The 25,659-nt window shown below is 39.1% G+C and carries 26 protein-coding genes; 23 read left to right on the top strand and 3 right to left on the bottom strand.

All coding sequences use genetic code 11. From position 1 onward, the window contains the following. Positions 1 to 16: 16 nt before the first annotated feature. Complete coding sequence (locus ACWATA_RS17385; protein WP_013056084.1) at positions 17 to 376, bottom strand: YugN family protein; 360 nt, start codon at positions 374 to 376, stop codon at positions 17 to 19. A 185-nt stretch (positions 377 to 561) separates the two neighbouring features. On the opposite strand from ACWATA_RS17385, the gene ACWATA_RS17380 reads away from it, so the two are divergent. The 4 genes from ACWATA_RS17380 (at position 562) to ACWATA_RS17365 (ending at position 3,791) form a co-directional block, all read left to right on the top strand. Continuing rightward, positions 562 to 981 (top strand): CBS domain-containing protein, encoded by a 420-nt coding sequence (locus tag ACWATA_RS17380; RefSeq protein ID WP_028414093.1) that lies wholly within the window; start codon positions 562 to 564, stop codon positions 979 to 981. A gap of 190 nt (positions 982 to 1,171) precedes the next feature. Then, a complete protein-coding gene (locus ACWATA_RS17375) occupies positions 1,172 to 2,188 on the top strand; it encodes a CAP domain-containing protein (protein WP_028414092.1) in 1,017 nt (338 codons plus the stop codon). 84 nt (positions 2,189 to 2,272) lie between these two features. Then, positions 2,273 to 3,049, top strand: a complete 777-nt coding sequence (locus ACWATA_RS17370) for a sporulation protein YpjB (protein WP_034266841.1) — start codon at positions 2,273 to 2,275, stop codon at positions 3,047 to 3,049. Between the two features lie 64 nt (positions 3,050 to 3,113). Beyond that, entirely contained in the window at positions 3,114 to 3,791 is a 678-nt protein-coding gene (locus ACWATA_RS17365) for a zinc metallopeptidase (RefSeq protein ID WP_013056088.1), read from the top strand. Between the two features lie 29 nt (positions 3,792 to 3,820). Here ACWATA_RS17365 and ACWATA_RS17360 read toward each other — a convergent pair whose 3' ends face one another. Continuing rightward, on the bottom strand, positions 3,821 to 4,687 hold the full coding sequence (locus ACWATA_RS17360) for a YitT family protein (RefSeq protein WP_028414090.1): 867 nt from the start codon (positions 4,685 to 4,687) through the stop codon (positions 3,821 to 3,823). 312 nt (positions 4,688 to 4,999) lie between these two features. Between ACWATA_RS17360 and ACWATA_RS17355 the strand changes: the two genes are divergently transcribed. From ACWATA_RS17355 to ACWATA_RS17265, 19 genes are all read left to right on the top strand, one after another. Continuing rightward, the gene (locus ACWATA_RS17355) at positions 5,000 to 5,329 is read left to right on the top strand and encodes a nucleotide pyrophosphohydrolase (protein WP_013056090.1); all 330 of its coding nucleotides are present in this window, start codon (positions 5,000 to 5,002) and stop codon (positions 5,327 to 5,329) included. Between the two features lie 13 nt (positions 5,330 to 5,342). Continuing rightward, the gene (dapB, locus tag ACWATA_RS17350) at positions 5,343 to 6,143 is read left to right on the top strand and encodes a 4-hydroxy-tetrahydrodipicolinate reductase (protein ID WP_013056091.1); all 801 of its coding nucleotides are present in this window, start codon (positions 5,343 to 5,345) and stop codon (positions 6,141 to 6,143) included. 12 nt (positions 6,144 to 6,155) lie between these two features. Continuing rightward, positions 6,156 to 6,554 carry a methylglyoxal synthase gene (gene mgsA / locus ACWATA_RS17345; protein WP_033578417.1) on the top strand — a complete coding sequence of 133 codons (399 nt, stop codon included), beginning with the start codon at positions 6,156 to 6,158 and terminating at the stop codon, positions 6,552 to 6,554. A 10-nt stretch (positions 6,555 to 6,564) separates the two neighbouring features. Continuing rightward, complete coding sequence (bshB1, locus tag ACWATA_RS17340) at positions 6,565 to 7,275, top strand: bacillithiol biosynthesis deacetylase BshB1 (protein ID WP_028414088.1); 711 nt, start codon at positions 6,565 to 6,567, stop codon at positions 7,273 to 7,275. Continuing rightward, the gene (bshA, locus tag ACWATA_RS17335) at positions 7,276 to 8,403 is read left to right on the top strand and encodes an N-acetyl-alpha-D-glucosaminyl L-malate synthase BshA (protein ID WP_028414087.1); all 1,128 of its coding nucleotides are present in this window, start codon (positions 7,276 to 7,278) and stop codon (positions 8,401 to 8,403) included. Between the two features lie 15 nt (positions 8,404 to 8,418). Beyond that, a complete protein-coding gene (locus ACWATA_RS17330) occupies positions 8,419 to 9,612 on the top strand; it encodes a CCA tRNA nucleotidyltransferase (RefSeq protein WP_310877367.1) in 1,194 nt (397 codons plus the stop codon). After that, positions 9,597 to 10,586, top strand: coding sequence for a bifunctional biotin--[acetyl-CoA-carboxylase] synthetase/biotin operon repressor (locus ACWATA_RS17325; RefSeq protein WP_013056096.1), 990 nt, complete (start codon positions 9,597 to 9,599; stop codon positions 10,584 to 10,586). Before ACWATA_RS17330 ends, ACWATA_RS17325 begins: the two co-directional genes overlap by 16 nt. A gap of 273 nt (positions 10,587 to 10,859) precedes the next feature. After that, on the top strand, positions 10,860 to 11,693 hold the full coding sequence (gene panB, locus ACWATA_RS17320; protein ID WP_033578419.1) for a 3-methyl-2-oxobutanoate hydroxymethyltransferase: 834 nt from the start codon (positions 10,860 to 10,862) through the stop codon (positions 11,691 to 11,693). A gap of 1 nt (position 11,694) precedes the next feature. Continuing rightward, positions 11,695 to 12,552 (top strand): pantoate--beta-alanine ligase, encoded by an 858-nt coding sequence (gene panC, locus ACWATA_RS17315; RefSeq protein ID WP_221818050.1) that lies wholly within the window; start codon positions 11,695 to 11,697, stop codon positions 12,550 to 12,552. Continuing rightward, positions 12,553 to 12,936: an aspartate 1-decarboxylase gene (gene panD / locus ACWATA_RS17310; protein WP_028407965.1), complete on the top strand. Its 384-nt coding sequence runs from the start codon at positions 12,553 to 12,555 to the stop codon at positions 12,934 to 12,936. It begins immediately after the preceding gene. A gap of 202 nt (positions 12,937 to 13,138) precedes the next feature. Continuing rightward, entirely contained in the window at positions 13,139 to 15,940 is a 2,802-nt protein-coding gene (gene dinG / locus ACWATA_RS17305; protein WP_033578421.1) for an ATP-dependent DNA helicase DinG, read from the top strand. Positions 15,941 to 16,026: 86 nt separating this feature from the next. Further along, positions 16,027 to 16,824, top strand: coding sequence for a ComEC/Rec2 family competence protein (locus ACWATA_RS17300; protein WP_028414082.1), 798 nt, complete (start codon positions 16,027 to 16,029; stop codon positions 16,822 to 16,824). Positions 16,825 to 17,012: 188 nt separating this feature from the next. Beyond that, positions 17,013 to 17,183 carry a YpmA family protein gene (locus tag ACWATA_RS17295; protein ID WP_013056102.1) on the top strand — a complete coding sequence of 57 codons (171 nt, stop codon included), beginning with the start codon at positions 17,013 to 17,015 and terminating at the stop codon, positions 17,181 to 17,183. An 11-nt stretch (positions 17,184 to 17,194) separates the two neighbouring features. After that, complete coding sequence (locus tag ACWATA_RS17290) at positions 17,195 to 17,683, top strand: cell wall elongation regulator TseB-like domain-containing protein (RefSeq protein WP_013056103.1); 489 nt, start codon at positions 17,195 to 17,197, stop codon at positions 17,681 to 17,683. A 133-nt stretch (positions 17,684 to 17,816) separates the two neighbouring features. Then, on the top strand, positions 17,817 to 19,001 hold the full coding sequence (locus tag ACWATA_RS17285) for a pyridoxal phosphate-dependent aminotransferase (protein ID WP_049163621.1): 1,185 nt from the start codon (positions 17,817 to 17,819) through the stop codon (positions 18,999 to 19,001). 155 nt (positions 19,002 to 19,156) lie between these two features. After that, the gene (gene asnS / locus ACWATA_RS17280; protein WP_045293839.1) at positions 19,157 to 20,449 is read left to right on the top strand and encodes an asparagine--tRNA ligase; all 1,293 of its coding nucleotides are present in this window, start codon (positions 19,157 to 19,159) and stop codon (positions 20,447 to 20,449) included. A gap of 334 nt (positions 20,450 to 20,783) precedes the next feature. Next, positions 20,784 to 21,491, top strand: a complete 708-nt coding sequence (locus tag ACWATA_RS17275; RefSeq protein ID WP_016763459.1) for a DnaD domain-containing protein — start codon at positions 20,784 to 20,786, stop codon at positions 21,489 to 21,491. A 140-nt stretch (positions 21,492 to 21,631) separates the two neighbouring features. Beyond that, the gene (nth, locus tag ACWATA_RS17270; protein ID WP_028414079.1) at positions 21,632 to 22,303 is read left to right on the top strand and encodes an endonuclease III; all 672 of its coding nucleotides are present in this window, start codon (positions 21,632 to 21,634) and stop codon (positions 22,301 to 22,303) included. Continuing rightward, entirely contained in the window at positions 22,290 to 22,790 is a 501-nt protein-coding gene (locus ACWATA_RS17265) for a YpoC family protein (protein WP_028414078.1), read from the top strand. The genes nth and ACWATA_RS17265 overlap by 14 nt, the downstream gene beginning before the upstream one ends. Positions 22,791 to 22,825: 35 nt before the next feature. Here the strand turns inward: ACWATA_RS17265 and ACWATA_RS17260 are convergent, their stop codons facing one another. Then, a complete protein-coding gene (locus tag ACWATA_RS17260; protein ID WP_473050000.1) occupies positions 22,826 to 25,651 on the bottom strand; it encodes a transglycosylase domain-containing protein in 2,826 nt (941 codons plus the stop codon). Between the last annotated feature and the right edge of the window lie 8 nt (positions 25,652 to 25,659).

Here is a 25,659-nt window from a genome sequence, read left to right as displayed (position 1 = left end):
TGCGCTTTTTCTAATTCTATAGCTGAACGGTTTCAAGCTGTGATTTGATTTGTGTTAATATCTTTTCACACTGTTCTACAAGGGATGGCGGGAAATATTCTCCGTCTCCATATTCTACACCGTGAGGATAATAATGTTTGCCTAATAGAGGTGTCATAAGGTGAATAACAGCATGCCTGCCCCCTACATCGCCTGAAATAGCATGTCCTTGGACTCGCAAATAGAAGGTATCTCGCTGAAACTCGAATTTTCGATCGTACGTGACGCGTTCATAATCCCATTGTCCGGCGCGGACCAGGCCAAATTGATGCATAATCTCATCTAATAAATCTAAATCTACCTTTAATGAATCAAACTTTGCATATTCAAATTTCATATGAACTCCCTCCCAAAACAGATATACCCCAACTAAATCATAAGCCGAATGGATAAAACTTGCAATATCTAATAAGGAAAAATGTAAACGTTATCTATTTTTATTTAAACGTTTTAAATGCGAAAGTTTACTAAAAAGTTGGTCACACTATAAAGCGAACACACTATGTAAAGGAGGATAAAACAATGAAAACTGTACAAGAGGTAATGACAGCTGATACGGAAACATGCACCACGCTCGATAACGTATATGAAGTGGCAGTGAAAATGAAGGAATGGAATGTAGGCGCAATTCCAATTGTCGATAGAGATCAGTTAGTAGGAATGATTACAGATCGAGACTTAGTTATAAAAGGCATTGCAGAAAAGAAGCCAAATTCAAGTAAAGTAACGGATGTTATGAGTGAAGAGCTTATAACTATTACAGCGGAAGCCTCTGTAGAAGAAGCTTCTAAGCTTATGGCTCAACATCAAATCCGTCGTCTTCCTGTTGTGGAAAATCAAAAGCTAGTCGGGATTGTTTCGCTAGGTGATTTATCAACGTTTCGCTATGCAAATGAACGTGCAGGAGAAGCGCTCTCAGACATTTCAGAACATACGCATTAAAAAGCGAAAGCCAACTGTTTGCAGGATATTCGTAAATAGTTGGCTTTTTCTTTTGTTTCCTTCATACCGATAGCTATTTTTTTTTGAATGCATGTATAATAGAGATAAAAATAAGTTAAACAGGTAAAGAAAACAGGTGTAAGGAGAGGAAGAAAAGCTGAAAAAAGTTATTTTTATTCTCGTATTAATAGTGGCATTTGTATACGCGGAGGATTATTTACCTCAGCTAGAAAAATATCTAACGGGTCAAAATATTGAGCAAAACCAAACGGATTCCAAAAGTCAGCCCACCCAAGAAGTGGCTTCTTATGAAAAACAAAGTGAAAATATGATGAGGCTCATTGGAGATCATTCAGAACAGTTAATTGGAATGCTTGGAGAGCCGGATCGTATTGATTCTTCTGCATATGGCTATGACTGGTGGATTTACAAAAAGAATCGTCAAACGTATGCGCAGGTAGGAGTAGAAAATAATCAAGTCGTATCCGTATACGTCATTGGTTCAAAAACAAATACAGATCCTTTTGAGATTGGTGAGAAGCGAGAAGAAGTGGAAAAAAGAGTTTCACTTTCATCCGAACTCACGCTTCAAAAAGACGGAAATGAATACCGATTTCGTCTGAGTGAAGAGGATATGAAAATGCGTCCAATTATTAAATATGGAGATGTATACGTCCAACTATATTTTGATCAGTTCCTTAATACAATCTCAAGTATTCGAATTATGGATATGGACACGCTATTAAAACAGCGTCCGTACGAAATTGTTTATCGCGGCGAGCTTCCAACAGCTCCGTCATTGACAGCAGAGGAGTGGAAAAGTGTCCAAGAAGGAGAAGAGCAGCAAATTATCGATATTACAAATGTAATTCGAGACCGTTTTCAGCTGTCACCTTTAGCTTGGGACGAAGCCACTGCGGGAGTAGCTTATTTACACAGCAAAGAAATGAGTGACTTAAACTATTTCTCTCACGTTTCACCAGCACAAGGTGATTTAGGCAACCGTCTGCAAAAAGGTGATGTAGTATACCGTATCGCGGGCGAAAATATTGCCTCGAATTATCAGGATGGAATCGCTGCGGTTGAAGGGTGGCTTAATAGTGAGGGACATCGTAAGGCTTTACTCAATAAAGAGTTTACGCGTCTTGGTGTAGGTGTATATGAGAAGTATTATACGCAAAACTTTATCACTCCGATGAATGAATAGTAAGATTAAAACTTCCTTTTGAAAATAGGTCTACTCTTGTCCTCTTTTTCATAAGTTTTAGTAGAGGTTAGAGGAGGGACGAGAATGAAAGGAAGAATAGTAGGAATATTGCTCGTACTTTTCTTTGCATATACGACTACTGTACATGCAGCTGAAGGGCAGTGGGAAAAGCTTGATAACTTATCTGATCAAACGCTATCGCTTGTAGAGCAAAAGGAGTATAAAGCAGCCCAACATTTGTTCAGAAATTTTTCGAATGAATTTACCAGTCTCAATACAGCTTCTTTGGGCGTATCGGCCGAAGATATACGTATTTTAACTCTTTGTTATGAACAGGTAGAAAGGTCTCTTTTATCTTCTGATTCCAGTGATGAAGAACGTCTTCAAAAAGCTACTCAATTTCGATTATTAGTGGATGCGCTGCACAGCAAGCATCAGCCTATGTGGACTGAACTCGAAGGCAGTATGCTAGCAACATTTAAAGAGATGCGAAATGAAGCAGTAAAAGGAGAACAGGCGGCTTATGAAGCGCAGCTTAAGCAATTTTTAAAGGAATATGATATGATCTTACCGAGCGCGCAGGTAGACGTGTCGTCTCCCTACGTACAGCGTGTGAGCGCAGACGTTCACTTTTTACAAAGTGAAGGAACGCTAAGTGAGATTAACGATGACCAGTTCAACCAAATGGAACAAAATTTAAAAGATTTTTTTGAACAAGTAAAAGAAAATCGTACGGACCCGTCTTTTATTTGGGTTACAATCACCACCGGAAGTATTATTATTGCTACACTTTTTTATGTAGGAGCGCGAAAGTATTTCGCTGACCAGAAAAGAAAGTCAGCCAGAGGGCGTAATGATTGACGTAAAAGCGCAGAATTGTCTAAAATAAAAGAGTAGTCAAACACATAATGAAAGGTGTGGGTAAATGAGCTTTTTGATTTATTTTCTCATTATTATCCTTGTGCCAATTTGGGCACAGTTTAAGGTGAGAAGTGCTTACAAAAAATATTCACAAGTAAGCAACTCATCAGGAATGACAGGCGCAGAAGTAGCAAGAAAAATTTTGGATGAAAACGGATTGTACAACGTTCACGTAGAGCCTGTAGGCGGATTTTTATCCGATCACTACGATCCTCGCTCAAAAGTCATTCGTTTGTCAGAAGACAACTATTACGGAACGTCTGTCGCAGGCGCTGCCGTTGCGGCTCACGAAGTGGGACACGCGATTCAAGACAAAGAAAACTATTCGTTTTTACGCCTTCGCCACTCGCTTGTGCCGGTGGCAAGCCTTGGATCAAACGCTTCTTGGATTTTAATTATGATTGGAATTATCGCGTCGATTAAGCCGTTGCTATTGTTAGGTATTATCTTCATGGCAGCAGCGGTCGTATTCCAAGTTGTAACACTGCCTGTTGAATTTAACGCTTCAAGCCGAGCGATGACGCAAATCGTCTCAGTCGGAGCGATTCGAAATGACGAAGAGCGCGAGACGCGCAAAGTGCTTAACGCAGCGGCTTTAACATACGTAGCAGCCGCAGCAGTAGCAGTTCTTGAGTTGGTTCGTTTAATCATGATTTATACAGGAATGAATAACGACGACTAATAAAAAAATACCGCATTAGCGGTATTTTTTTATCTTTCAAGCGGTTTTTTATTTTCATCAAGGGTAAATCCTTCACCTAAGACATCATGAACATCCGTAACTGCAACGAAGGCGTGTGGATCTACAGAAGTAATAACTTGCTTTAAACGGAAAATTTCATTTTTACTAACAACGCAGTATAGCACGTTGGTATCTTGCTTAGAAAAAGAACCCTGTCCTTTTAAAATCGTCACGCCTCGATCCATTTCTTTCATAATTTTATCCGATATGGCTTCGTTATGATTCGAAATGATGGTTGCGCCTTTGGCCGCATACGCACCGTCTTGCATAAAGTCAATAACCCGTGCAGCGACAAAGACTGCAACAAGTGTGTACATAGCTTCTCGGTAGGATAAATAAATGAGAGACGCACTAATTACAATAAAGTCAAAAAGAAACATCGTTTTCCCCATATTCCACCCGATATATTTTTGAACAACACGGGCAATGATATCGACTCCTCCTGTTGTTCCTCCAAACCTGAAAATAATGCCAAGACCCACTCCAATAAAAACACCGGCAAAAAGAGCTGCTAGAGTCATATCATGGCGCAGGGGCATATTCACCGGAAAGCGCTGGAATATCCATAAAAATAGCGATAAGCTAACAACTCCGAGCATGGTATAAATAAATGCTGTTCTCCCTAATAGTTTCCACCCTACAAAAAACAAAGGAATATTTAACACTAAGTTAGAATAAGAGGGATCAATGTTAAATAAGAAAAATAAAAGCAGGGTAATGCCTGTGAATCCACCTTCAGCTAAATTGTTTTGCATGTTAAAATTAACAAGTCCAAACGCAAATATAGCAGAACCAAGCAGTATAAAAATAATATTTTTTAATCTGAGACCTTTCATACTTACAAACCTCCTATGACCGTTTTTGCACTACCTTATCATAAAGGAATATATTTCATTTCGTAAATAACTATCGAAAAGATTTTTGAAAATAGTAAAAAGTGATGATGTTTCTTCTAGTGCTATGTATTAGTAGTATCCTCAATTCGTAAAATATAGACAGATTTTTGAGAATTAAGGGAAACGTGAGGAATATTGTGAAAGAGCATCTGACAAAGGCGTGGTAAGAAGAAGTAATTACACTAAATAATTTGAAGTAAAGATGTTATAATAGTAAGCTGAGTGTACTTCTAAAAGAGGTGAAATAAAAAGATGTCAAAAAAAACGATGGAGCAAATGCAGCAAGAAGTTGATGCATATATTAGCCAATTTAAAGAAGGATATTTTAGTCCTCTTGCTATGCTTGCGAGAATGTCGGAAGAAGTGGGCGAATTATCGCGCGAAATTAACCACTATTATGGTGAAAAGCCGAAGAAAACGACTGAAGCAGAACGTACGGTCGAAGAAGAAATGGGCGACATTTTATTTGTATTAATTTGCTTTGCAAATTCATTAAATATTGATTTACAAGAAGCGCATGATCGCGTTATGAATAAATTTAATACGCGTGACAAAGATCGCTGGACGAAAAAAGAAGACTAAGGAGAGAAAAAGAATGGACAAAATTCGAATTGTACTTGCAGGACCAAGAGGTCGTATGGGAAAAGAAGCTGTATTATTAATAGAAGAAACAGAGCATTTTGAATTAGTAGCAGCGGTGGATCGTATCAATGAAGGAAAATACATAAGTGATATTGAAGGAATGCCAAATGTACAAGCGCCGATCTACACGGATATTGAAAAATGTTTTCAAGACGTTAAGGCAGATGTTTTAGTTGATTTGACAACACCTGAAATTGGACGCGTTCATACTAAAACAGCTTTAACATATGGAGTACGACCTGTTGTAGGAACAACTGGCTTTTCAGAAGAAGATTTAAAAGAATTAAAGCAGCTTGCTGAAGAGAAGGAGCTTGGCTGTATCATTGCACCTAATTTTGCGATTGGCGCTATTTTAATGATGAAGTTTTCACAAATGGCAGCTAAATACTTTGATGATGTAGAAATCATTGAAATGCATCATGATCAAAAGTTAGATGCACCATCAGGAACAGGCTTAAAAACAGCGGAGCTGATCAGTGAAGTTCGTGAAGCAAAAAAACAGGGCCACCCTGAGGAAAAAGAATTACTAGAGGGCGCACGCGGTGCAGATTATGAAGGAATCCGCCTACATAGCGTACGTTTGCCAGGACTGATTGCTCACCAAGAAGTGATGTTCGGAGGATTTGGACAAACGTTAAAAATTCGTCATGATTCATACAACCGCGCTTCTTTTATGTCAGGTGTGAAGCTAGCTGTTGACACAGTTATGAACGTAGACACACTTGTATATGGGTTAGAAAATATTATTGACTAAGGAGCGAGAAAAATGAAAATCGCCTTAATTGCACATGATAAAAAGAAAAATGATATGGTACAATTCACAACAGCCTATCAAGCGATTTTACAGGAACATTCGCTGTTCGCAACAGGAACAACAGGAACGCGTATTTCAGAAGCAACAGGTTTGCAGGTTCACCGCTTTCAATCAGGACCGCTTGGAGGAGATCAGGAGATAGGAGCTTTAATTGCTCAAAATGAAATGGATATGGTTATTTTTTTCCGCGATCCGTTAACAGCTCAGCCTCATGAACCTGATATTTCAGCTCTGATGCGTCTATGTGACGTCTATGCGGTTCCTCTTGCAACGAATATGGGAACAGCAGAGATTTTAATTCATGGACTTGAACGAGGCGATTTGCATTGGCGTTCAATTATAAAAAAATAGGGTGAAGACAATGAAAGAAACAATAGATATCCTTGCCTTTGGTGCTCATGCCGATGATGTAGAAATCGGCATGGGTGGAACCATTGCAAGAATGAGTGAACAAGGTTTGAAGGTAGTTATTTGCGATTTGACGCAAGCTGAACTTTCTTCAAACGGAACGGTTGAAATTCGAAAACAAGAAGCGTCTAAAGCAGCTGAAGTCTTAGGTGTTCATGAGCGAATTCATCTGCATTTACCAGACAGAGGTTTGTTTTTAAAGCCAGAATATATAGCTGAAATTGCATCAGTCATTCGCACGTATCAACCAAGGATTATATTTGCTCCTTATTTTGAAGATCGTCATCCTGATCATGGAAATTGTGCAAAGCTTGTAGAAGAGGCCATGTTTTCCGCTGGCGTTAAAAATTATATAGATGATAAGAAGCAAAAAGCTCATCGTGCGGAGTCTCTATATTTCTATATGATAAATGGATTTCATAAGCCAGATTTTATCGTAGATGTATCAAGCACGTTTCAAAAGAAAGTAGCTAGTCTAGAGGCTTATGAAAGTCAATTTATAAAAACAGCAGATACGTTTGATACGCCGCTCGTAAACGGATATATTGAAACGGTAGAGAGCAGAGAGCGGTTATTTGGCAAAGAAGTCGGGATAGCTTACGGTGAAGGTTTTTTATCTAAAAAACCGATTTTGATGTACGACGATTTAGTAGGTGGAAAATAAATGAAGTTAAAAATTGGTATTACATGTTATGCTTCCGTTGGAGGTTCAGGAGTGGTAGCAACGGAGCTAGGGAAGCTGCTGGCTGAAAAGGGGCACGAAATTCATTTTATTTCCTCTAGCATGCCTTTTAGATTGACGAAAGTATATCCAAATATTTATTTTCACGAAGTAGATGTAAATCAATACTCCGTCTTTAAATACCCTCCGTATGATCTCGCTTTATCCAGTAAAATGGCTGAAGTGGCTAAAAGAGAAAAGCTTGATATTATTCATACGCACTATGCAATCCCCCATGCCGTTTGCGGGATTTTAGCTAAACAAATGGTAGAGCACGAAGTGAAAATTGTGACGACTCTTCATGGAACAGATATTACGGTTCTAGGAGAGGATCCATCGTTAAAAGACTTAATTAAATTTGGAATTGAGAAATCAGATGCAGTGACGGCTGTATCTCAGTCACTTGTTGATCAAACTCACCATTTAATTAGTCCAGATAAAGAAATTGAAACGATGTATAATTTTATTGATGAACGAGTTTATCATAAAAAAGAAGTTCAGTATTTAAAAGCGGAGTATGGCATATTAGAAAATGAAAAAGTCGTTATTCATATTTCAAACTTTCGTCAAGTCAAACGAGTTACAGATATAGTCAAAACATTTGCTATTATTAATGAAAAGCTTCAATCTAAGCTGCTGCTTGTAGGAGACGGCCCTGAAATGACGGTTGTGTCTCAATTGGTAAAAGAGCTAAATCTTCAAGATTCTGTGTTATTTCTTGGGAAACAAGAAAATGTAGCAGAATTATATTCGATTAGCGATTTAAAACTGTTATTATCTGAAAAAGAAAGCTTTGGGCTTGTACTTTTAGAAGCTATGGCTTGTGGTGTTCCATGCATCGGAACAAATATAGGCGGAATTCCCGAAGTAATTGAACACGAAAAAACAGGATATATTTGCGAAGTTGGAGACGTCGAAGAGGCAGCGAGCAAAGCAATTCAGCTACTTGAAAATGAACAGCTGCATCACCAAATGAGGGAAGCGTCTCTAAGCGCAGTTAATCATAAATTTCATTCAACAGAGATTGTGAGTCAATATGAAAAACTTTATTATAAATTGGTACAGGGTTGAAGAATGGAGGACGTTATGAAAGAACCGTTCATTCATCCGCTTTATATTATTGAAAAACTGGAGACAGCCGGTTACGAAGCGTATTTTGTTGGAGGAGCGGTCCGGGATCTCATTTTAAATCGGACGATTGGAGATATTGATATCGCTACGTCAGCTAGGCCGGAACAAGTGATGGAACTCTTTCCTAAGACGATTCATGTAGGAATCGAGCATGGTACGGTTGTCGTTGTCCATGAGAACGAGACCTATGAGGTGACCACTTTTCGCTCTGAGGGAGAATATGATGATTTTCGTCGTCCCTCGTCCGTTACGTTTATTTCGTCTTTGATAGAAGATTTGCAGCGTCGCGATTTTACAATTAATGCAATGGCTATGAATGCAAAAGGAGAAATTATTGATCCATTTAATGGAAGGGAAGATTTACGAAACCAGTTAATTCGTACTGTCGGAAATGCTAAAGAACGCTTTCATGAAGATGCTCTTCGTATGATGAGAGCCGTTCGCTTTGTCAGTCAGCTGGCGTTTTCGCTGTCTGATCAAACTAAAAGAGCCATTCAGCAATACGGTGAACTACTGAGGCATGTTTCTATTGAACGCATTACAGTTGAATTCGAAAAAATGCTGAGCGGAAAGCGGCCGTCTTTAGCATTAGCACTTGTAGCAGATACGGAGCTGTATCGCTACTTGCCCGAATTGAATGTAGATCCGCAAAAATTCCGATCTGTTTGTGCACACGATTGGATGATGCTTCAGCGAGTATCGGAGTCGTGGACACTTCTTGTACATCTGCTCGACATTCAAGACAAGCAGGCATTTTTTAAAAGCTGGAAATTATCTAATAAGCAAATTAAAGATATTCAGCTTCAGTCTATTGGTCTTCGGGACGTTTTGGAAAATGGATGGTCAAAACGCATCATGTATACAATTGGAGAGCAGGCCAGCGTGAGCGTGAATCGTATTTTACAACTTCTTCGAAGCAATGAGTATATGAATGAACATGAGCTTCTTTACATCTATAGCGAGCTGCCTATTCATTCTTTAAAAGATTTAGATATAAATGGTCAAGATCTTTTAGTATGGACAGGTAAAAGGGGTGGTCCATGGGTGTCTCAACTATTAAAAGAAATTGAGGAAAAAGTTCTATACAATGAGTTAATGAACACGAAATCTTCAATAAGAAAGTGGGTGCAGTCTTGCAGTCAGATATAAGAAGAACGCTGCTTGAAATGTTTACGAACGCAGATGGGGACTATGTGTCCGGCCAAAAGATCAGCGATTTATTAGGCTGTTCAAGAACAGCTGTATGGAAGCATATCGAAGAGCTGCGAAAAGACGGCTATGAACTTGAAGCTGTTCGTAAAAAAGGCTATCGCATTGTTGGGAAGCCGAACAAAGTAAGCAGCAACGAGCTTTTATTAGGACTTCAAACAACAAAAATCGGCCAGTATATTCACTATGAGGAAAGCGTGCATTCTACTCAAAAAATTGCTCATCGAATTGCTCAAGAAGGAGCAAAAGAAGGAACGGTCGTAGTTGCTGAAGAGCAAACGGCAGGAAGAGGAAGACTTGATAGAGCGTGGTACTCCCCAAAATATACTGGTGCCTGGATGAGTATTATACTGCGTCCTTCTATCCCTCCGCAGCAGGCTCCTCAGCTGACTTTACTATCAGCAGTCGCTGTTGTACAGGCTATTCAAGAAGTGACGAACCTTTCTCCAGACATTAAATGGCCGAATGATGTTTTATTAAATGGGAAGAAGCTAGTTGGGATTTTAACGGAAATGCAGGCTGATTTTGACCGGATTCATTCGGTCATCATTGGAATCGGCATTAATGTGAATCAGCAGGAAACGGATTTTAATGAACAAATCAAACACATTGCCACATCTTTACGTATTGAAAAAGGTGAAGAAATTAATCGTGCCGCTTTGATGCAAGCGTTTTTCTTAAAGTTAGAAACCCTTTATGAAGAATACTTAAAAAATGGCTTTGGTTTAATTAAAGTTCTTTGGGAAACGTATGCAATCAGCATTGGAAAGCGAATTATAGCACGGACGATGACAGCCAACATTGAAGGCTTCGCAAAAGGTATAACAGATGAAGGCGTTTTATTGATTGAAGACGATGAAGGTGTTATACACCGAATTCATTCTGCAGATATTGAGCTCTCTGCTAAAAAATAGTAGAAAAATAAAGAAATTTTTATTATAATACGAGTATCAAGGTAGTATCGAAAGAACTTCACTTGATACTCGTTTGTTTATTTTTAATACGACAATAAATCTGCCTTGATCCATTAAGGACTAGGACAGAGGGATGACGCGTAGGTAAGCACATTAGGTAAAGTGTGCTTTTTATAGATGAAGTCTGTCAAAGTCCTTCTTCCTTTTATAGGTAGAAGGGCTTTTTTGTGTGCAGACGTGCGCTCATCTCCTCTGAGAAGGAGGAGAAAGTTAGTGAAAACAAAATTAGATTTTTTACGTATGAAACAAAACAATGAACCAATTGTGATGCTGACTGCGTACGATTATCCGTCAGCTAAGTACGCTGAAGAAGCAGGCGTAGACATGATTTTAGTAGGCGACTCTCTAGGAATGGTCGTTTTAGGATATGACTCTACGATTCCTGTAACGGTAGATGATATGATTCATCATACAAAAGCGGTTAAAAGAGGGGCTAGTGATACATTTATCGTCACCGACATGCCGTTTATGTCCTATCACGTGTCGAAAGAAGACACGATGAAAAATGCTGCTCGCATTATGCAGGAAAGCGGAGCTCATGCTTTAAAAGTAGAAGGTGCAAACGATGTTCTCTATACAATTTCAGAATTGACGCAAGCTGGTATTCCGGCTGTTGCACATCTCGGGTTAACACCTCAGTCTGTCGGTGTTCTGGGCGGTTATAAAGTACAAGGGAAAGAAGCGAAAGAAGCCAAACAGCTAATCCAAGACGCAATCAAGTGTGAGCAGGCGGGAGCTATTGCTGTTGTATTAGAGTGTGTTCCTAAACAAGTAGCAAAACAAGTAGCTGAACGCTTAAGCATTCCAACAATCGGAATCGGAGCAGGAGCTGACACGGATGGTCAAGTACTTGTATACCACGATGTATTAACGTACGGCGTAGAGCGTGTGCCCAAATTTGTTCAGTCATTTGCGAAAATAAATGAGCCTATTTTACAAGGGCTTTCTCAGTATGTAAGTGAAGTGAAAAAAAGAGAGTTTCCGAAAGAAGCACATACTTTTTCAATGAAAGAAGAGCAGTTAACGGCACTGTACGGAGGGAAATAAGATGAAAGTCATTACAACAATTAAAGACATGCAGCAGGAGATGAAAAAAGAAAAGCAGCTTGGACGTTCAATTGGATTTGTCCCGACGATGGGCTATTTGCATGAAGGCCATGCTACTCTGCTTGGAGTAGCTCGCACAGAAAATGAAGTAGTGGCGCTAAGTATTTTTGTGAACCCGACTCAATTTGGACCAAATGAAGATTTTGATACGTATCCAAGAGATTTTGAGCGCGATGAGCGCGTGGCAAAAGAAGCTAACGTCGACTATTTATTTTATCCTTCAGTAGAGGAAATGTATAAGTCAAGCCGTTCAGTTGCTATAACCGTGAGAGATCGTGTAGACGTATTGTGTGGACAGAAGCGCCCTGGTCATTTTGACGGAGTAGCCACGGTACTAACAAAGCTTTTTCACATTGTAACCCCAGATCGTGCATACTTTGGTAAAAAAGATGCGCAGCAAGTTGCTGTAGTAGATGGTTTAATTGAAGATTTTAATTTCCCGGTGGAGCTTAGAGCAGTAGATACGGTGAGAGAAGCAGATGGATTAGCTAAAAGTTCTCGTAACGTATATTTAACAGATAAAGAAAGAGAAGAGGCACCTGTTTTATTTAAGAGTTTACAAAGCGCTCTGCAGCTTCTTGAAGGCGGAGAGAAGCAAGTAGAAATCATTAAAGGGACCATTCGAAAAGAAATTGAGCAACATACGAGCGGTAAAGTGGATTATATCGAGGTTTATACGTATCCAGAGCTAAAACCAATTAAGAAAGCCGCTGGAAAAATCATTATCGCTTTAGCTGTTCAATTCTCTAAAGCTCGTTTAATTGATAATGTAATTGTAGACGTACAGGGGGATAACTAAATGTTTCGCACGATGATGAACGCTAAAATACACAGAGCTCATGTCACTGAAGCCAACTTAAATTATGTTGGCAGCATCACCATTGATGAAGATATTATCGACGCAGTAGGAATCGCAGCAAACGAAAAAGTCCAAATTGTAAACAATAATAACGGAGCTCGCTTGGAAACGTACGTGATTCCCGGCGAACGAGGGAGCGGCGTAGTTTGTTTAAATGGAGCTGCTGCAAGACTCGTGCAGCCTGGAGATATCGTCATCATTATCTCTTATGCGCTCGTAGCAAATGAAGAAGTAGCTCACCATCATCCAACCGTAGCGATTATGAATGAGCAGAATAAAATCCAACAATTGCTTAAACAAGAACCAGCTGGTACAATTCTATAAGAACAGTCCCCCTTTATGAGGGGGATTTTTATTTGAATACATACGCTAGTAAGTGAACGGTATAAACCTCTATACACACTAAAGTAAAACTTCTATGTATGAAAGCCTCTCTGTTTTTCACGAGAAGGAGTTGCGCTTTTAAAGCATATAGAGCAGGCTTTCACTTTATACTATAAAAAGACAGACTTGCGAGGTGTTGACCGTGAATAAACGCTTTGTTGTGGTAGATCTTGAAACGACGGGACATTCTCCAAAACAAGGAGATAAAATGATTCAATTTGCTGCTGTCATAGTAGAAGACGGCAAAATTGTTGAACGTTTTTCTAGTTTTTTAAATCCTGGTATGGATATTCCGCCTTTTATTACACAACTAACTAACATTCAAAATGATATGGTGAAAGATGCGCCTTTATTTGAAGAAATTTCACCTAAAATTATAGAATTGCTAGATGATGCTTATTTTGTTGCACATAATGTGGCATTTGATTTAACTTTTTTACAAGAAGAACTCTATCAGTGCGGGATGGAGACGCTTTATAATTCAACCGTGGATACCGTCGAACTGGCCCGGATTCTGCTGCCTACAGTTGATGGGTACAAACTTAGTCAATTAGCTGAGTATTTACATATTGAACATGAAAACCCTCATCAAGCAGATAGTGATGCAGAAGTAACGGCACGTATTTTACTTTTACTAATTGAAAAATTAAAGAAGCTCCCTTTAACAACCTTGAAGCAGCTATACGCGCTAAGCTTACACTTTAAAAGTGAAATTGGAGAACTGATTCAACAAGTTATAGATGATAAAAGTTATGCCGAGGATGATTCTTATGAATTCATACACGGCATTGCGCTAAACAAATATCAGCCGCATTCAGCTAATGAAAAGCAGCACTCTCATACTTACGAAATATTTGAAACTGAAAAGCAAAAGCTGTTCCATCAGGCTCTGCCATTGTTTGAAGAACGAAAAGGGCAGTGGGAGATGATGAACTTTGTACAAGAGTGCTTTGCAGGCAACGAGCATGCTTTAATTGAAGCGGGGACCGGTATTGGTAAAACCTACGCTTATTTAGTTCCTGCCGTGTTTTATGCTTCTGTTCATCACCACCCAGTCATTATCTCAACTAACACGGTAACGCTTCAGCAGCAAATCATCGAAAAAGATGTGCCCATTTTAGAAAAGATTGTTCCGTTTCCTGTCACAGCAGCTGTTTTAAAAGGAAGAGAACATTACATTAGTATAAGAAAATTCATTCAGCTCTTAAAAGAACGAAATAATAATTACGATGCGATCCTCACAAAAGCGAAGCTGCTTATTTGGCTGACCGAAACGGAAACGGGCGACAGCGATGAAATAAACCTGCCTTCTGGGGGTAAACTTTTTTGGGAACAGCTAAATGAAAGCAATCCGTCTCCAAGTGACTTTAAGCATCCTTGGAAGCTTTATTCTTTTTATGAACGAGCGCAGAACAGAGCGCAAAATGCCCATATAGTAGTGACAAATCATCGCTTGCTGTTGATGGATGTGATGAGTAATCATGAGCTGCTACCTGATTATGAACAAATTATTATTGACGAGGCTCATCACTTAGAAGACATTGCCGGAGAAGAACTGGGAGAGCGCTTAGATTATTTTGCGGTTCATGCGCTATTAAACCGAATCGGAACCATTCAAGACAAAGGGCTGTTAAAAAAAGTTCACCATACGCTTGTAAAATATAGCATCGAGCTTAACACTGAATTTCTTCAAAATCTGTTTGTGCAGCTTCATTCTGAGTGCGATGACTTATTTCGTTTGATTCATTCTTTTGTTCAAAAAAGAACAGGCAATCAGCAGGGCGAGATTGGAAGGAGCAGCTATCGGTATAAAGTGGAAAAAGAGCATGGGCATTACTGGACGGCTATTCAAGAAGCAGCGTCGCGCATTCGTTTTTTAATTCACGATCTTTTTACATGGAATGATGGGGCAAGACATTCCTTTGACGATCTATATGACAAAGCCACAAAAAATGAACAGTCATCTCTTCATGAATTTCAAACGGCTGTTAAAGGATTTGAGCATATATCTCAGCAAATAGAAAAGCTTTTGTTCAAACAGCAGAGCAATTACGTAACGTGGTTTGAAATTGAGCCAAAAGGAGCAGCAAATGCTACGTATATCTATAGTCAGCCTACTTCCATTGCCGATACGCTGGCTGATGAATTTTTCGCTAAGAAACAAAGCGTTATTTTAACATCGGCTACATTGACGGTGAATGGAACATTTGATTATTTAATTCAAGAGCTAGGGTTATATGACTTTCAGCCTGCTCAACTCATTCTTCCTTCCGAGTTTGATTACGAGAAGCAAGCTAGAGTCTATATCCCTCAGGATATGCCTGCTGTTAACGAAGTATCATTATATGAGTATAGCGCTATGATGGCAGAAAGTATTCTTGACGTAGCCAAAGTAACAAATGGCCGTATGCTGGTGCTTTTTACTTCATATGACATGTTGAAAGCTACATATGGTTATTTGAAAGAGTTAAACGATCTTGAAGAGTTTGTCCTGCTTGGTCAAGGAGTCACAACTAGAAATCGCAATAGACTGTTAAAAGACTTCAGTCAATTTGAGCATTCCATTCTTTTGGGTACAAACAGTCTGTGGGAAGGAATTGATTTGCCAGGAGATTTATTATCATGTCTCGTAATAGTCAGACTTCCTTTTTCATCTCCAAATCAACCTCTGTTGACAGCTAAATTTGAGCAGATGAAAAAAGAAGGGAAAAGTCCCTTTATGAATTATTCACTTCCTCAAGCCGTTATCCGTTTTAAACAAGGATTTGGACGGTTGATTCGTTCAAAAAGTGACCGGGGAGCTATATTTATTTTTGATAATCGTATTACGCGAACAGCATATGGATACCATTTCCTTCACTCGCTTCCAAAAGTCCAGGTTGTTCAAAAAACGTTTTCAAATATCTTACTGGACTACAAAGAATGGTGGAATGAAAAGACTTGAGCATAGCTTAAGTCTTTTTTATGCATACTGTTTCTTCACTTGAGAGACGATAGTAATATACTATGATAAGCAAATGAGGACAGTGTATGATTAAAATATTGCTAAGTGCTGTACTGTTTTTTAGTTTTATGACCTGTTCGGTTTCAGCAGCCGTCATTAAAAACGTAGATTTTGGTTTGCAAGCTGATGAAGTAGTGATCACCTTTCTGCCTCTTTCAGATGGAGAAGCAAGTCTGATTCAAGACGGAAGCGGTGAGGCGATTTTAGTAAATACCGGGAGTGCATCTTCCTATCCCGAGCTAAACAAGTGGCTGCAGCGATATAAAGTAAAAAAAATCAACCAATTAATAATTACGAAACAGCAAAAGTACTATGATTCAAATGTTCAGCGAGCTGTGAAGGATTATCATATAGAGCGTATTATTGTGCCGGCTCAGTACCAGGCGGAATTTCAAACAGAGAAGTGGAAAGAAAATGATTTATTTCAGTTAACGGATAATATACACGTTGATGTCTTGCATGCATCGAAGCAAAAAACAGCGGCTATGGATCTATTATTTACGATTGGAGAGCACCGAGTTCTATATGCCATGAGCGGCTCAGATGAAGTAGAGGAAAAGTTTTTACGCATTCCCCTTACTCATGTAGATATATTGAAAATTCCTAATTTTGGAGAGGGGACATTTTTTTCGAATACATTTTTGAAGCAATTAGATATACAGCTTGCCGTTGCGTTTACGAAACCAGGGCGTTCCTATTCCCCTCGACTGCTTTCGAATTTAACAGCTGAATGGATTGAATTATATGACGTAAGAGAGGGGAGCGCTTACTCTATTAAAATGGCGCTAAAATCCTATGATGTGATGAAATTTTCTGCAAAATAAACAAATTTCCTTTTGCAAAAAGAGGTAAATTCCTTATAATATTATATATGTTTACTTATTTATTCGGTTTTTACGCAAAACGTACGGGCTGGATTGATGAGTGAAAAAGATGACGATGGTTTTTGATACCTGTTATAATACGGATATCGTCATTTTTGCGTCGTGATAGACGAGCTAGGAGGTTTACAATGGAAAGCAGGATTGAAGTATTATCAACTGTCCGCGTGGAAAATTCCTCGGATTTATATAAAATTGTTGATAGTTTGAATCGCACGTTGAAAAAGCAAGATTTGATGTTCGGATTAGCGTTAGATGAAGAAGATCAAAGCAAAGCTGTATTTACAATTTATCGTACATAAGTAGGGATTTTATGAAAAAGTTAATTATTGTAGCGGTAGCTGCTGTGCTTTTAATTATCGGAGGCATTTCTTTTAGCATTTATCACTCGTCTGTGAAGGATGTTCAGTCTGCTGAGGAAAAAGCAGCATCCCAAGCAAAAAAAGAATTTAATTTGAAATCTGTCACAAGTACCCAGCCATATTTCGGCAATCATGCATTTTATGTAGTAGAAGGTACAAACCGAAGCAATCAAAAGGTAATTGCTTGGATGCCTAAAAGCAAAAAACAAACAGCTGTTTTAAAGAAAGCAAGCAGCGGGATCACAAAAGAGAAAGCCATTTCCATTGTGAAAAATGATAAAAATCCGCAGGAAATTAAGTCGGTGCGCCTAGGCATTGAAAATAAAAAGCCGCTGTGGGAAGTAACATATGTGGATAAAGATAAGAAACATTTAACATACTATTATCTTGATTTCTCTAGCGGTGAATTTATAAAACGATACAGCTTATCTCAATCATAAATCGTTTATACCATATGAAATGTCATATGTGTCATAATATAAGATTTCAGCGCTTTATGAAAATGAAGCCAATTTTTTATCTATAATCAGCCTGCGGGCTGATTATAGCTTTAGTTCATAGGGGGAGATTTTAGTGAAGTTAGCAAAACGTGTATCAGCATTAACGCCATCATCAACATTAGCGATTACAGCAAAAGCGAAAGAATTGAAAGCGGCTGGTCATGATGTGATTGGACTTGGAGCAGGGGAACCTGATTTTAATACGCCGCAGCACATTTTAGAAGCGGCTGTTACAGCAATGAATGATGGTCAGACAAAATATACGCCAGCAGGCGGTCTTGCACCATTAAAAGAAGCGGTAATTGAAAAATTCAAACGCGATCAAGGCCTGACGTATTCACCTTCTGAAATTATTGTTTGTACAGGTGCTAAGCACGCACTGTATACGTTATTTCAAGTTCTGTTAGACGAAGGTGACGAAGTAATTATCCCAACTCCTTACTGGGTAAGTTATCCTGAGCAAGTAAAGTTAGCAGAAGGTACACCCGTATTCGTTGAAGGTTCTGAAAATAACGAATTTAAAATCACACCTGAACAATTAGCAGCGGCTATTACTGCTAAAACTAAAGCTGTTATTATCAATTCACCAAGCAACCCAACGGGTATGATTTACACAAGAGAAGAGCTTCAAGCTTTAGGAGAAGTTTGCTTGAAGCACGATATTTTTATCGTATCAGATGAAATTTATGAAAAGCTTGTGTATGGTCAAAATGAACATGTATCGATTGCACAGCTTTCACCAGCGTTAAAAGAAAAAACAATTATCATTAACGGTGTTTCTAAGTCACATTCCATGACGGGCTGGCGCATTGGATATGCAGCTGGTGATGCTACAGTTATTAAAGCGATGACAAACCTAGCGAGTCACAGCACGTCAAATCCAACATCTATTGCTCAATATGCAACAATTGCTGCTTATAACGGCACTCAGGAGCCGGTGGAAATGATGCGACAAGCTTTTGAAGAGCGTCTAAACGTGATTCATGAAAAGCTGATTAACATTCCAGGGTTCTCATGCTTAAAACCACAAGGTGCTTTCTACTTATTCCCTAATGCAATTGAAGCTGCAAAATTAACTGGTTTTGATACAGTTGATGCATGGGTAGAAGCTATTTTAGAAGAAGAGAAGGTAGCCCTAGTGCCTGGATCAGGATTTGGTTCATCTGAAAACGTACGTCTTTCTTATGCTACATCACTAGATCTGCTAGAAAAGGCATTGGAACGAATTCAATCATTCATGACTCGTCATATGAAATAAAAAAGATTATATTTAAAAATAAAAGAGCCTTTTAGCACAAATCACACGTGTTAGAAGGCTCTTTTTGTTTGTTACTTGTTATTATGTTTGTCGAAATGTATAATAGGATGGCATACATAATTACGAAATGTAAGTTTTTTGGAGGGATATTAATCGTGAAAATTACGATTTCAGAAGCAAGCAAGCATGTAGGAAAAGAAGTAACAATTGGTGCTTGGTTAGCGAATAAACGTTCAAGTGGTAAAATTGCCTTTTTACAGCTGCGCGATGGATCAGGATTCATGCAAGGGGTAGTTGTAAAAGCTGAAGTAGAAGAAGAAACTTTTAAATTAGCTAAATCTATGACGCAAGAATCATCACTATATGTAACAGGTGTGGTACGCGAAGATGAGCGCTCACCGTTTGGCTATGAGTTAACAGTTACAAGCCTTGAAGTGATTCATGAAGCTGTTGATTACCCAATTACGCCAAAAGAACATGGAACAGAGTTCTTAATGGATAACCGTCATTTATGGCTGCGTTCTAAACGCCAACATGCTGTTATGAAGGTTCGTAACGAAATCATTCGTGCAACGTATGAATTCTTTAACGAAAACGGGTTTACAAAAGTAGATCCTCCAATCCTAACAGGAAGTGCTCCTGAAGGAACAACAGAATTATTCCACACGAAATATTTTGACGAAGATGCATATCTTTCTCAAAGTGGACAGCTTTATATGGAAGCAGCAGCAATGGCGCTTGGAAAAGTATTTTCATTCGGTCCAACGTTCCGCGCTGAAAAATCTAAAACACGCCGTCATTTAATTGAGTTTTGGATGATTGAACCAGAGATGGCTTTCTACCAATTCGAAGATAACTTGAAAGTACAGGAAGAGTATGTGTCTCATGTCGTACAGTCTGTTTTAACAAACTGTAAGTTAGAGTTAAATGTACTAGGCCGTGATACATCTAAGTTAGAACAAATTAAAGCGCCATTCCCTCGTATTTCGTACGATGAGGCTCTTAAATTCTTACATGAAAAAGGATTTACAGACATTCAGTGGGGAGATGACTTTGGAGCACCGCATGAAACGGCTATCGCAGAAAGCTATGACAAGCCGGTATTCATTACACACTATCCAACGTCATTAAAACCATTTTATATGCAGCCAGATCCAACAAATGAAGACGTAGTATTATGTGCAGACTTAATCGCACCAGAAGGCTACGGAGAAATCATTGGAGGCTCTGAACGTATTCATGATCAAGAGCTTTTAGCTCAGCGTGTAGAAGAGCACAAATTAGATACAGAAACATACAAGTGGTATTTAGAGCTTCGTAAGTATGGCTCAGTTCCACATTCAGGATTTGGTTTAGGCCTTGAGCGTACAGTAGCATGGATTAGCGGCGTAGAACACGTTCGTGAAACGATTCCATTCCCACGCTTATTAAACCGTTTATACCCGTAAGGAAGTGAAAAAGTATTCTGACTCCTGTAGTCAGGATACTTTTTTAGCTTTTTTTATGAATCATAAAAAGAAAAGAAAAACGAGGTTTTTACTTATATCACAAGGAAACAACGGCAAACATAGAAGAGAGTCTAACTTAAAACGGAGTTGCAATTCTCGAAAAAATAAGTTAGTGTAATATTCTTGGAAGGAAGTCATCGTTCGTATATATTTTATATGTGCAGAGCAATGGTACGGTTTCAGCGGAAAGTTTTACATAGAAGCTTTTTAGCTTCGAATAATTATTACTTTGACTATAAACTTCATGATATACTAACTACTGAGGTGTTCGGATATGAAAAAAGAAACGTTAATTGAATGGTTTGAACAAGGCACAGTTTCAATTCCGAAGCTGCTGTTTAATCACTATAGCGATTTGGGAATGAACGAAACGGAATTCATGACGTTAATGCATATTTATGTTTCCATTGAAGGCGGTGAAGGTTTCCCGACACCTAACGAATTGGCGGCAAAAATGAGTATTTCAAGTGCTGTGTGTATGGATACGCTGCGAGCATTAATTCAGCGCGGCTTTTTATCTATTGAGCAAGATCAACAGCAAAACGCCCTTATTTGTGAACGTTATTCATTAAAACCGCTTTGGGAAAAGCTTATTCATCATATGATGCAAGAAACAAGAGAAGTAGAAAAAAGCGAAGAAGAACAAGAAGAGCTTAATTTATATACAATGTTTGAAAAAGAGTTTGGCAGAGCATTGTCTCCGTTTGAATGCGAAACGCTAGCGATGTGGATTGATCAAGATCATCATGACCCCATTATTATTAAAGCGGCACTAAGAGAGTCGGTGATGTCTGGAAAATTAAACTTCCGGTATATTGATCGTATTTTATTCGAATGGAAGAAAAATGGCATTCAGACCATTGATCAAGCCCGCAAGCATAGCCAAAAATTTCGTCAAAATCAACAGCCCAAAAAACTATCTTCTGTTAACCCTTCTCAGTCTACATCAGCCATTCCTTTTTTTAACTGGCTAGAGCAATGACAGGATAAAAAGCTGCTTCAAGATCCAAGTAATTGAATCTTGAAGCAGCTTTTTTAAAAGAATGTGGACAAAAGTAGCATTTGACAGGAACCCTATTGTAAAATAGGAGGGAACTACCTGTAAGAAGAAGGAGAACTAGTATGTTAACGTTAAAACAAATCAGACAGTGCCTAGATGCTATGGCAGAAATGTTTCCTGACGCCCACTGTGAGTTGAATCATCGGAATCCCTTTGATTTAGTCATTGCTGTGGCGCTATCTGCTCAGTGCACAGATGCTTTAGTCAACCGCGTAACAGCGGATTTATTCAAGAAATATCAAACGCCTGAAGACTATTTAGCCGTTTCGTTAGAAGAGCTGCAGCAAGATATTAGATCAATCGGCTTATATAGAAATAAAGCTAAAAACATTCAAAAGCTCTGCCGTATGCTCATTGATGAATACGGAGGAGAAGTTCCGAAAGATCGTGATGAGCTGACCAATCTTCCGGGAGTAGGGCGTAAGACGGCTAATGTTGTTGTATCCGTAGCTTTTGGAGTACCGTCAATAGCCGTAGACACGCATGTAGAACGTGTAAGTAAACGCCTTGGGATTTGCAGGTGGAAAGATTCCGTTTTGGAAGTAGAAAAAACGCTGATGAGAAAAATTCCGAAAGATGAATGGTCCGTTACGCATCATCGACTTATCTTCTTTGGACGCTATCACTGTAAAGCACAGTCTCCTCAATGTCATGTCTGCCCGCTTCTTGATCTTTGCCGAGAAGGAAAGAAACGAATGAAAGGAAAAGAGAAGAAGACAGATGTTACCGATTGAAGTGCCGTCACATTTCATATGCGAACCATTTTATTCAAAAGAAGATCGGGTTCTTGAAGTAGATAAAAAAAATGGAAGAAATTATTTTGCTTATGATATTTTATACGATGTACATAAAGAAACGAAAACACCTTGGAGGGATGTTCAAAAGAACATACGGCCATTTTTTGAAAAGTGGGAAACTCAAAGGGAAGAACTGCATACGCTTTTTTCTCAGCGAAAAGCAAAAGAAGCAGCGCCTTGTATGAAACAAGCTGCTGCTATGTATATTAGTTTACTGTTTTGGATTAATGGACAGCCCGTTCGGCGTTTAAATCGGCTGCAAGAAGACATAGCGGACCTAACCTATAAGCCTATTAACTGTGCTGAGAGACTTATGTTTTTGCTGCAGCGAGTTTCTTCTTATCAAGCGTATATTCAGCTGACAGAATTATTTAATGAGCTGCGTAAGCAGTATGCAAAAATGCTTATTCTTCACAAGAAATAAAGCCCCTACACGTGTAGGGGCTTTTTACTGCTGCGTTAATTTTCAGTTGTTGGCTCTTGCTGCGGTGTAGCAGGTGTTGACGGCGTCGATGGTGTAGCAGGAGTTTGTGGTGTTTGACTTCCTGAGTCACTTCCACCGTTGTCTGCTGGAGGAGGAGTTGTGCCTCCGTTATTATTGTTGTTATTACCATCGTTAGTATTGCCGCTATCGTTATTGTTATTATCGGTATTGCCGTTATTACCGCTATTGCTACCGTCACTATTGCTGCCATTATTGCTGTTTTGGTTATCATCCGGCTTAGTAGATGAATCGTCACCTTGATCAGAGCCGTTGTTTTGATCAGTGTTGCTATTGTCTTCATTTTGATTATCGTCCGTTGTTCCGTCATCTTCAGGCTTAGTAGAATTATCTTCGGTAGTTTGATCTGATGAATCAGGGACTTTTACAGAAGAACTAGCGCTTTGGCCCGTATTTGTTGTTACGGTGAAACTATACGTTGCGCCTGCTGCTGGATTGGAAATTGTTTTTCCACCGGCTCCTGCGCCAGATGCGAGTTGTTCAGAACCGTTAGGAGATGACATTGTGACTGTAAAGGTCGTATCACTGGCTGCGTTTGACGCTGACCAGTTAACTGAAATTGCTCCTCCGCTATACGAAGCAGTAATTTTGGGCTTCACATCTTTATTGTCTTTTTTCTCTTTTTTGTCCTCTTTTTTATCTTCTTTCTTTTCTTCTTTTTCTTTCTTCACAAACGTTTGAGATACTTTTGTCGGTGCAGTGCCGCGCACAAAGTATTCTTTCGTAATTAGGCTCGAAGGAGTAGAGCCGCTTGGGCGTTTTAAGTCTTTGCCCGTTGGTTTTTCCACGGAACGTTCAACTACGCTGTCCGGCTGCTTGAAACTTCCTTTAGGTTTGCCTTCAGAAATATGAGTAATAACATGCTTAAAGATATTTTTTGCCATGCCTGTTTCATTAGGACTTAAAATATAGCCGTCTTTAGCAGTTTCATAGCCTGTCCATACGGAAATCGTATAGTTTGGCGTAAATCCATTAAACCAAACGTCTTTTTCACCAGCGTCTGGAATATTGTATCGTTGCTTTTCTGCAGCACTAAAGTTCGAAGTTCCCGTTTTACCCGCAATTTCTAATCCTGGTGTACGAACAGCACGAGCTGTACCATATGATTCGTTTACAACAGATTTCATCATGTCCGTCATCATAAATGCCGTGTAATCTTGCATTGCGCGTTTTGGTTTTGGCGTTAAATCAATTTCTGTTCCATCAGGGAATTTTACCTTTGTCACCGTATGCGGTGCATTGTACATACCTTCATTTGCAAAAGCACTATAGGCTCCAGCCATTTGTAGAGGTGTAACACCTGTACGGAAGCCTCCGATAGAATAAGATTCAGAATAAGCTTCGCCGTCTTCTTCATCTAATTTTAGCCCAAGGCCTGTAGCGAACTCTTTTGCTTTATCCGCACCGGTTGCTTGAAACGCTTTTAAAGCAGGGATGTTCAGTGAACGTCCTAAAGCTTCACGCGCTGAAACCCAACCTTTATAGTTGCGTCCAAAATTTCGGATTGGCGTGCCGTTTGAATAATGATATTCTTCATCTTTTAGCGGTTGTCCAGTAGACCACTTTAAGTTCTCAATCGCTGGACCGTAATCTAAGATCGGCTTAATTGTTGAGCCGGGCTGACGTCTCATATTTGTTGCAAAGTTTAAGCCGCCTGATACACGATTACGTCCGCCTCCAATTGCTTGAATACCGCCTGTTTCATTATCTACAACGACAAGACCTGCTTGGAATTTATCGTTCGGGAAGTTGACTACTTTGTTATTCATCACATCATCCACATAGTCCTGAGCATTCGTGTCAAGCGTTGTATAAATTTCTAAGCCCGCAGAAAATGGATCCGCGTCTGTTTTCTTTTTTACTTCCTCGATTACTTGATCAATAAATACATCGTACTTAGATGTTGATTCAGTTTGTTTAGCTAAGTGAGCCTGTACATCTACTTGTTTTGCTTTGTCGGCCTCGGCTTGTGTAATGAAGCCGTTTTTAGCCATTAAGTTTAATACTGTGTTACGGCGTTTAGTAGCATTCTCTGGGTTTGTAACTGGGTTATAAGTAGTTGGCGCTTTTGGTAAGCCTGCCAACATAGCAGCTTCATCAAGAGTTAAATCTTTTACGCTTTTAACTCCGTAAAATTTCTCAGCTGCTCGTTCAATACCGTATACTTCACCTGATGCGAAATATATTTTGTTTAAATACATTTCAAGAATTTGTTGTTTCGAATATTTGCGCTCAAGCTGGTAAGCTAACCACATTTCTTGTACTTTACGTTTAACCGTCTTCTTTGGTGATAAGAACGAATTCTTTACCACTTGCTGAGTAATCGTACTACCGCCCTCAGCACCGAAGCCGTCTTTAAAGTTCGCCATTAATGCTCCACCAATACGGTAAAAGTCGACGCCGTGATGTTTATAAAAACGAACGTCTTCCGTAGCGATAAATGCGTTTTTGACGACTTGAGGGATTTCATCGTATTGCACATATGTACGTTTTTGAGCTCCAATTTCTTTTACAACTGTCTTTCCATCGTTTGCATATACTTTAGATGAAAAAGAGTTTTTTAATACCGAGTCATCAACTTTTGGAGCATCGCTTATCATAGCAAAAAAAGTTCCCACTCCGGCAATGAGCCCGATGATTCCTATCAGTAAAACTGCGGCAACAATTTTACGAAATAGGCCTCCTTTTTTCTTCTTTTTCGGTTTTCCTTGAGATTTACCTTCTGGTTTGTTGTCATTCATAGCTCTTCGTCGTTCTTCACGAGAGCGATAATTATCTGACATAAAAACTC

The organism is Priestia sp. USM5 (genome assembly GCF_058323215.1).
This window is presented reverse-complemented; position numbering and strand designations above follow the sequence as displayed.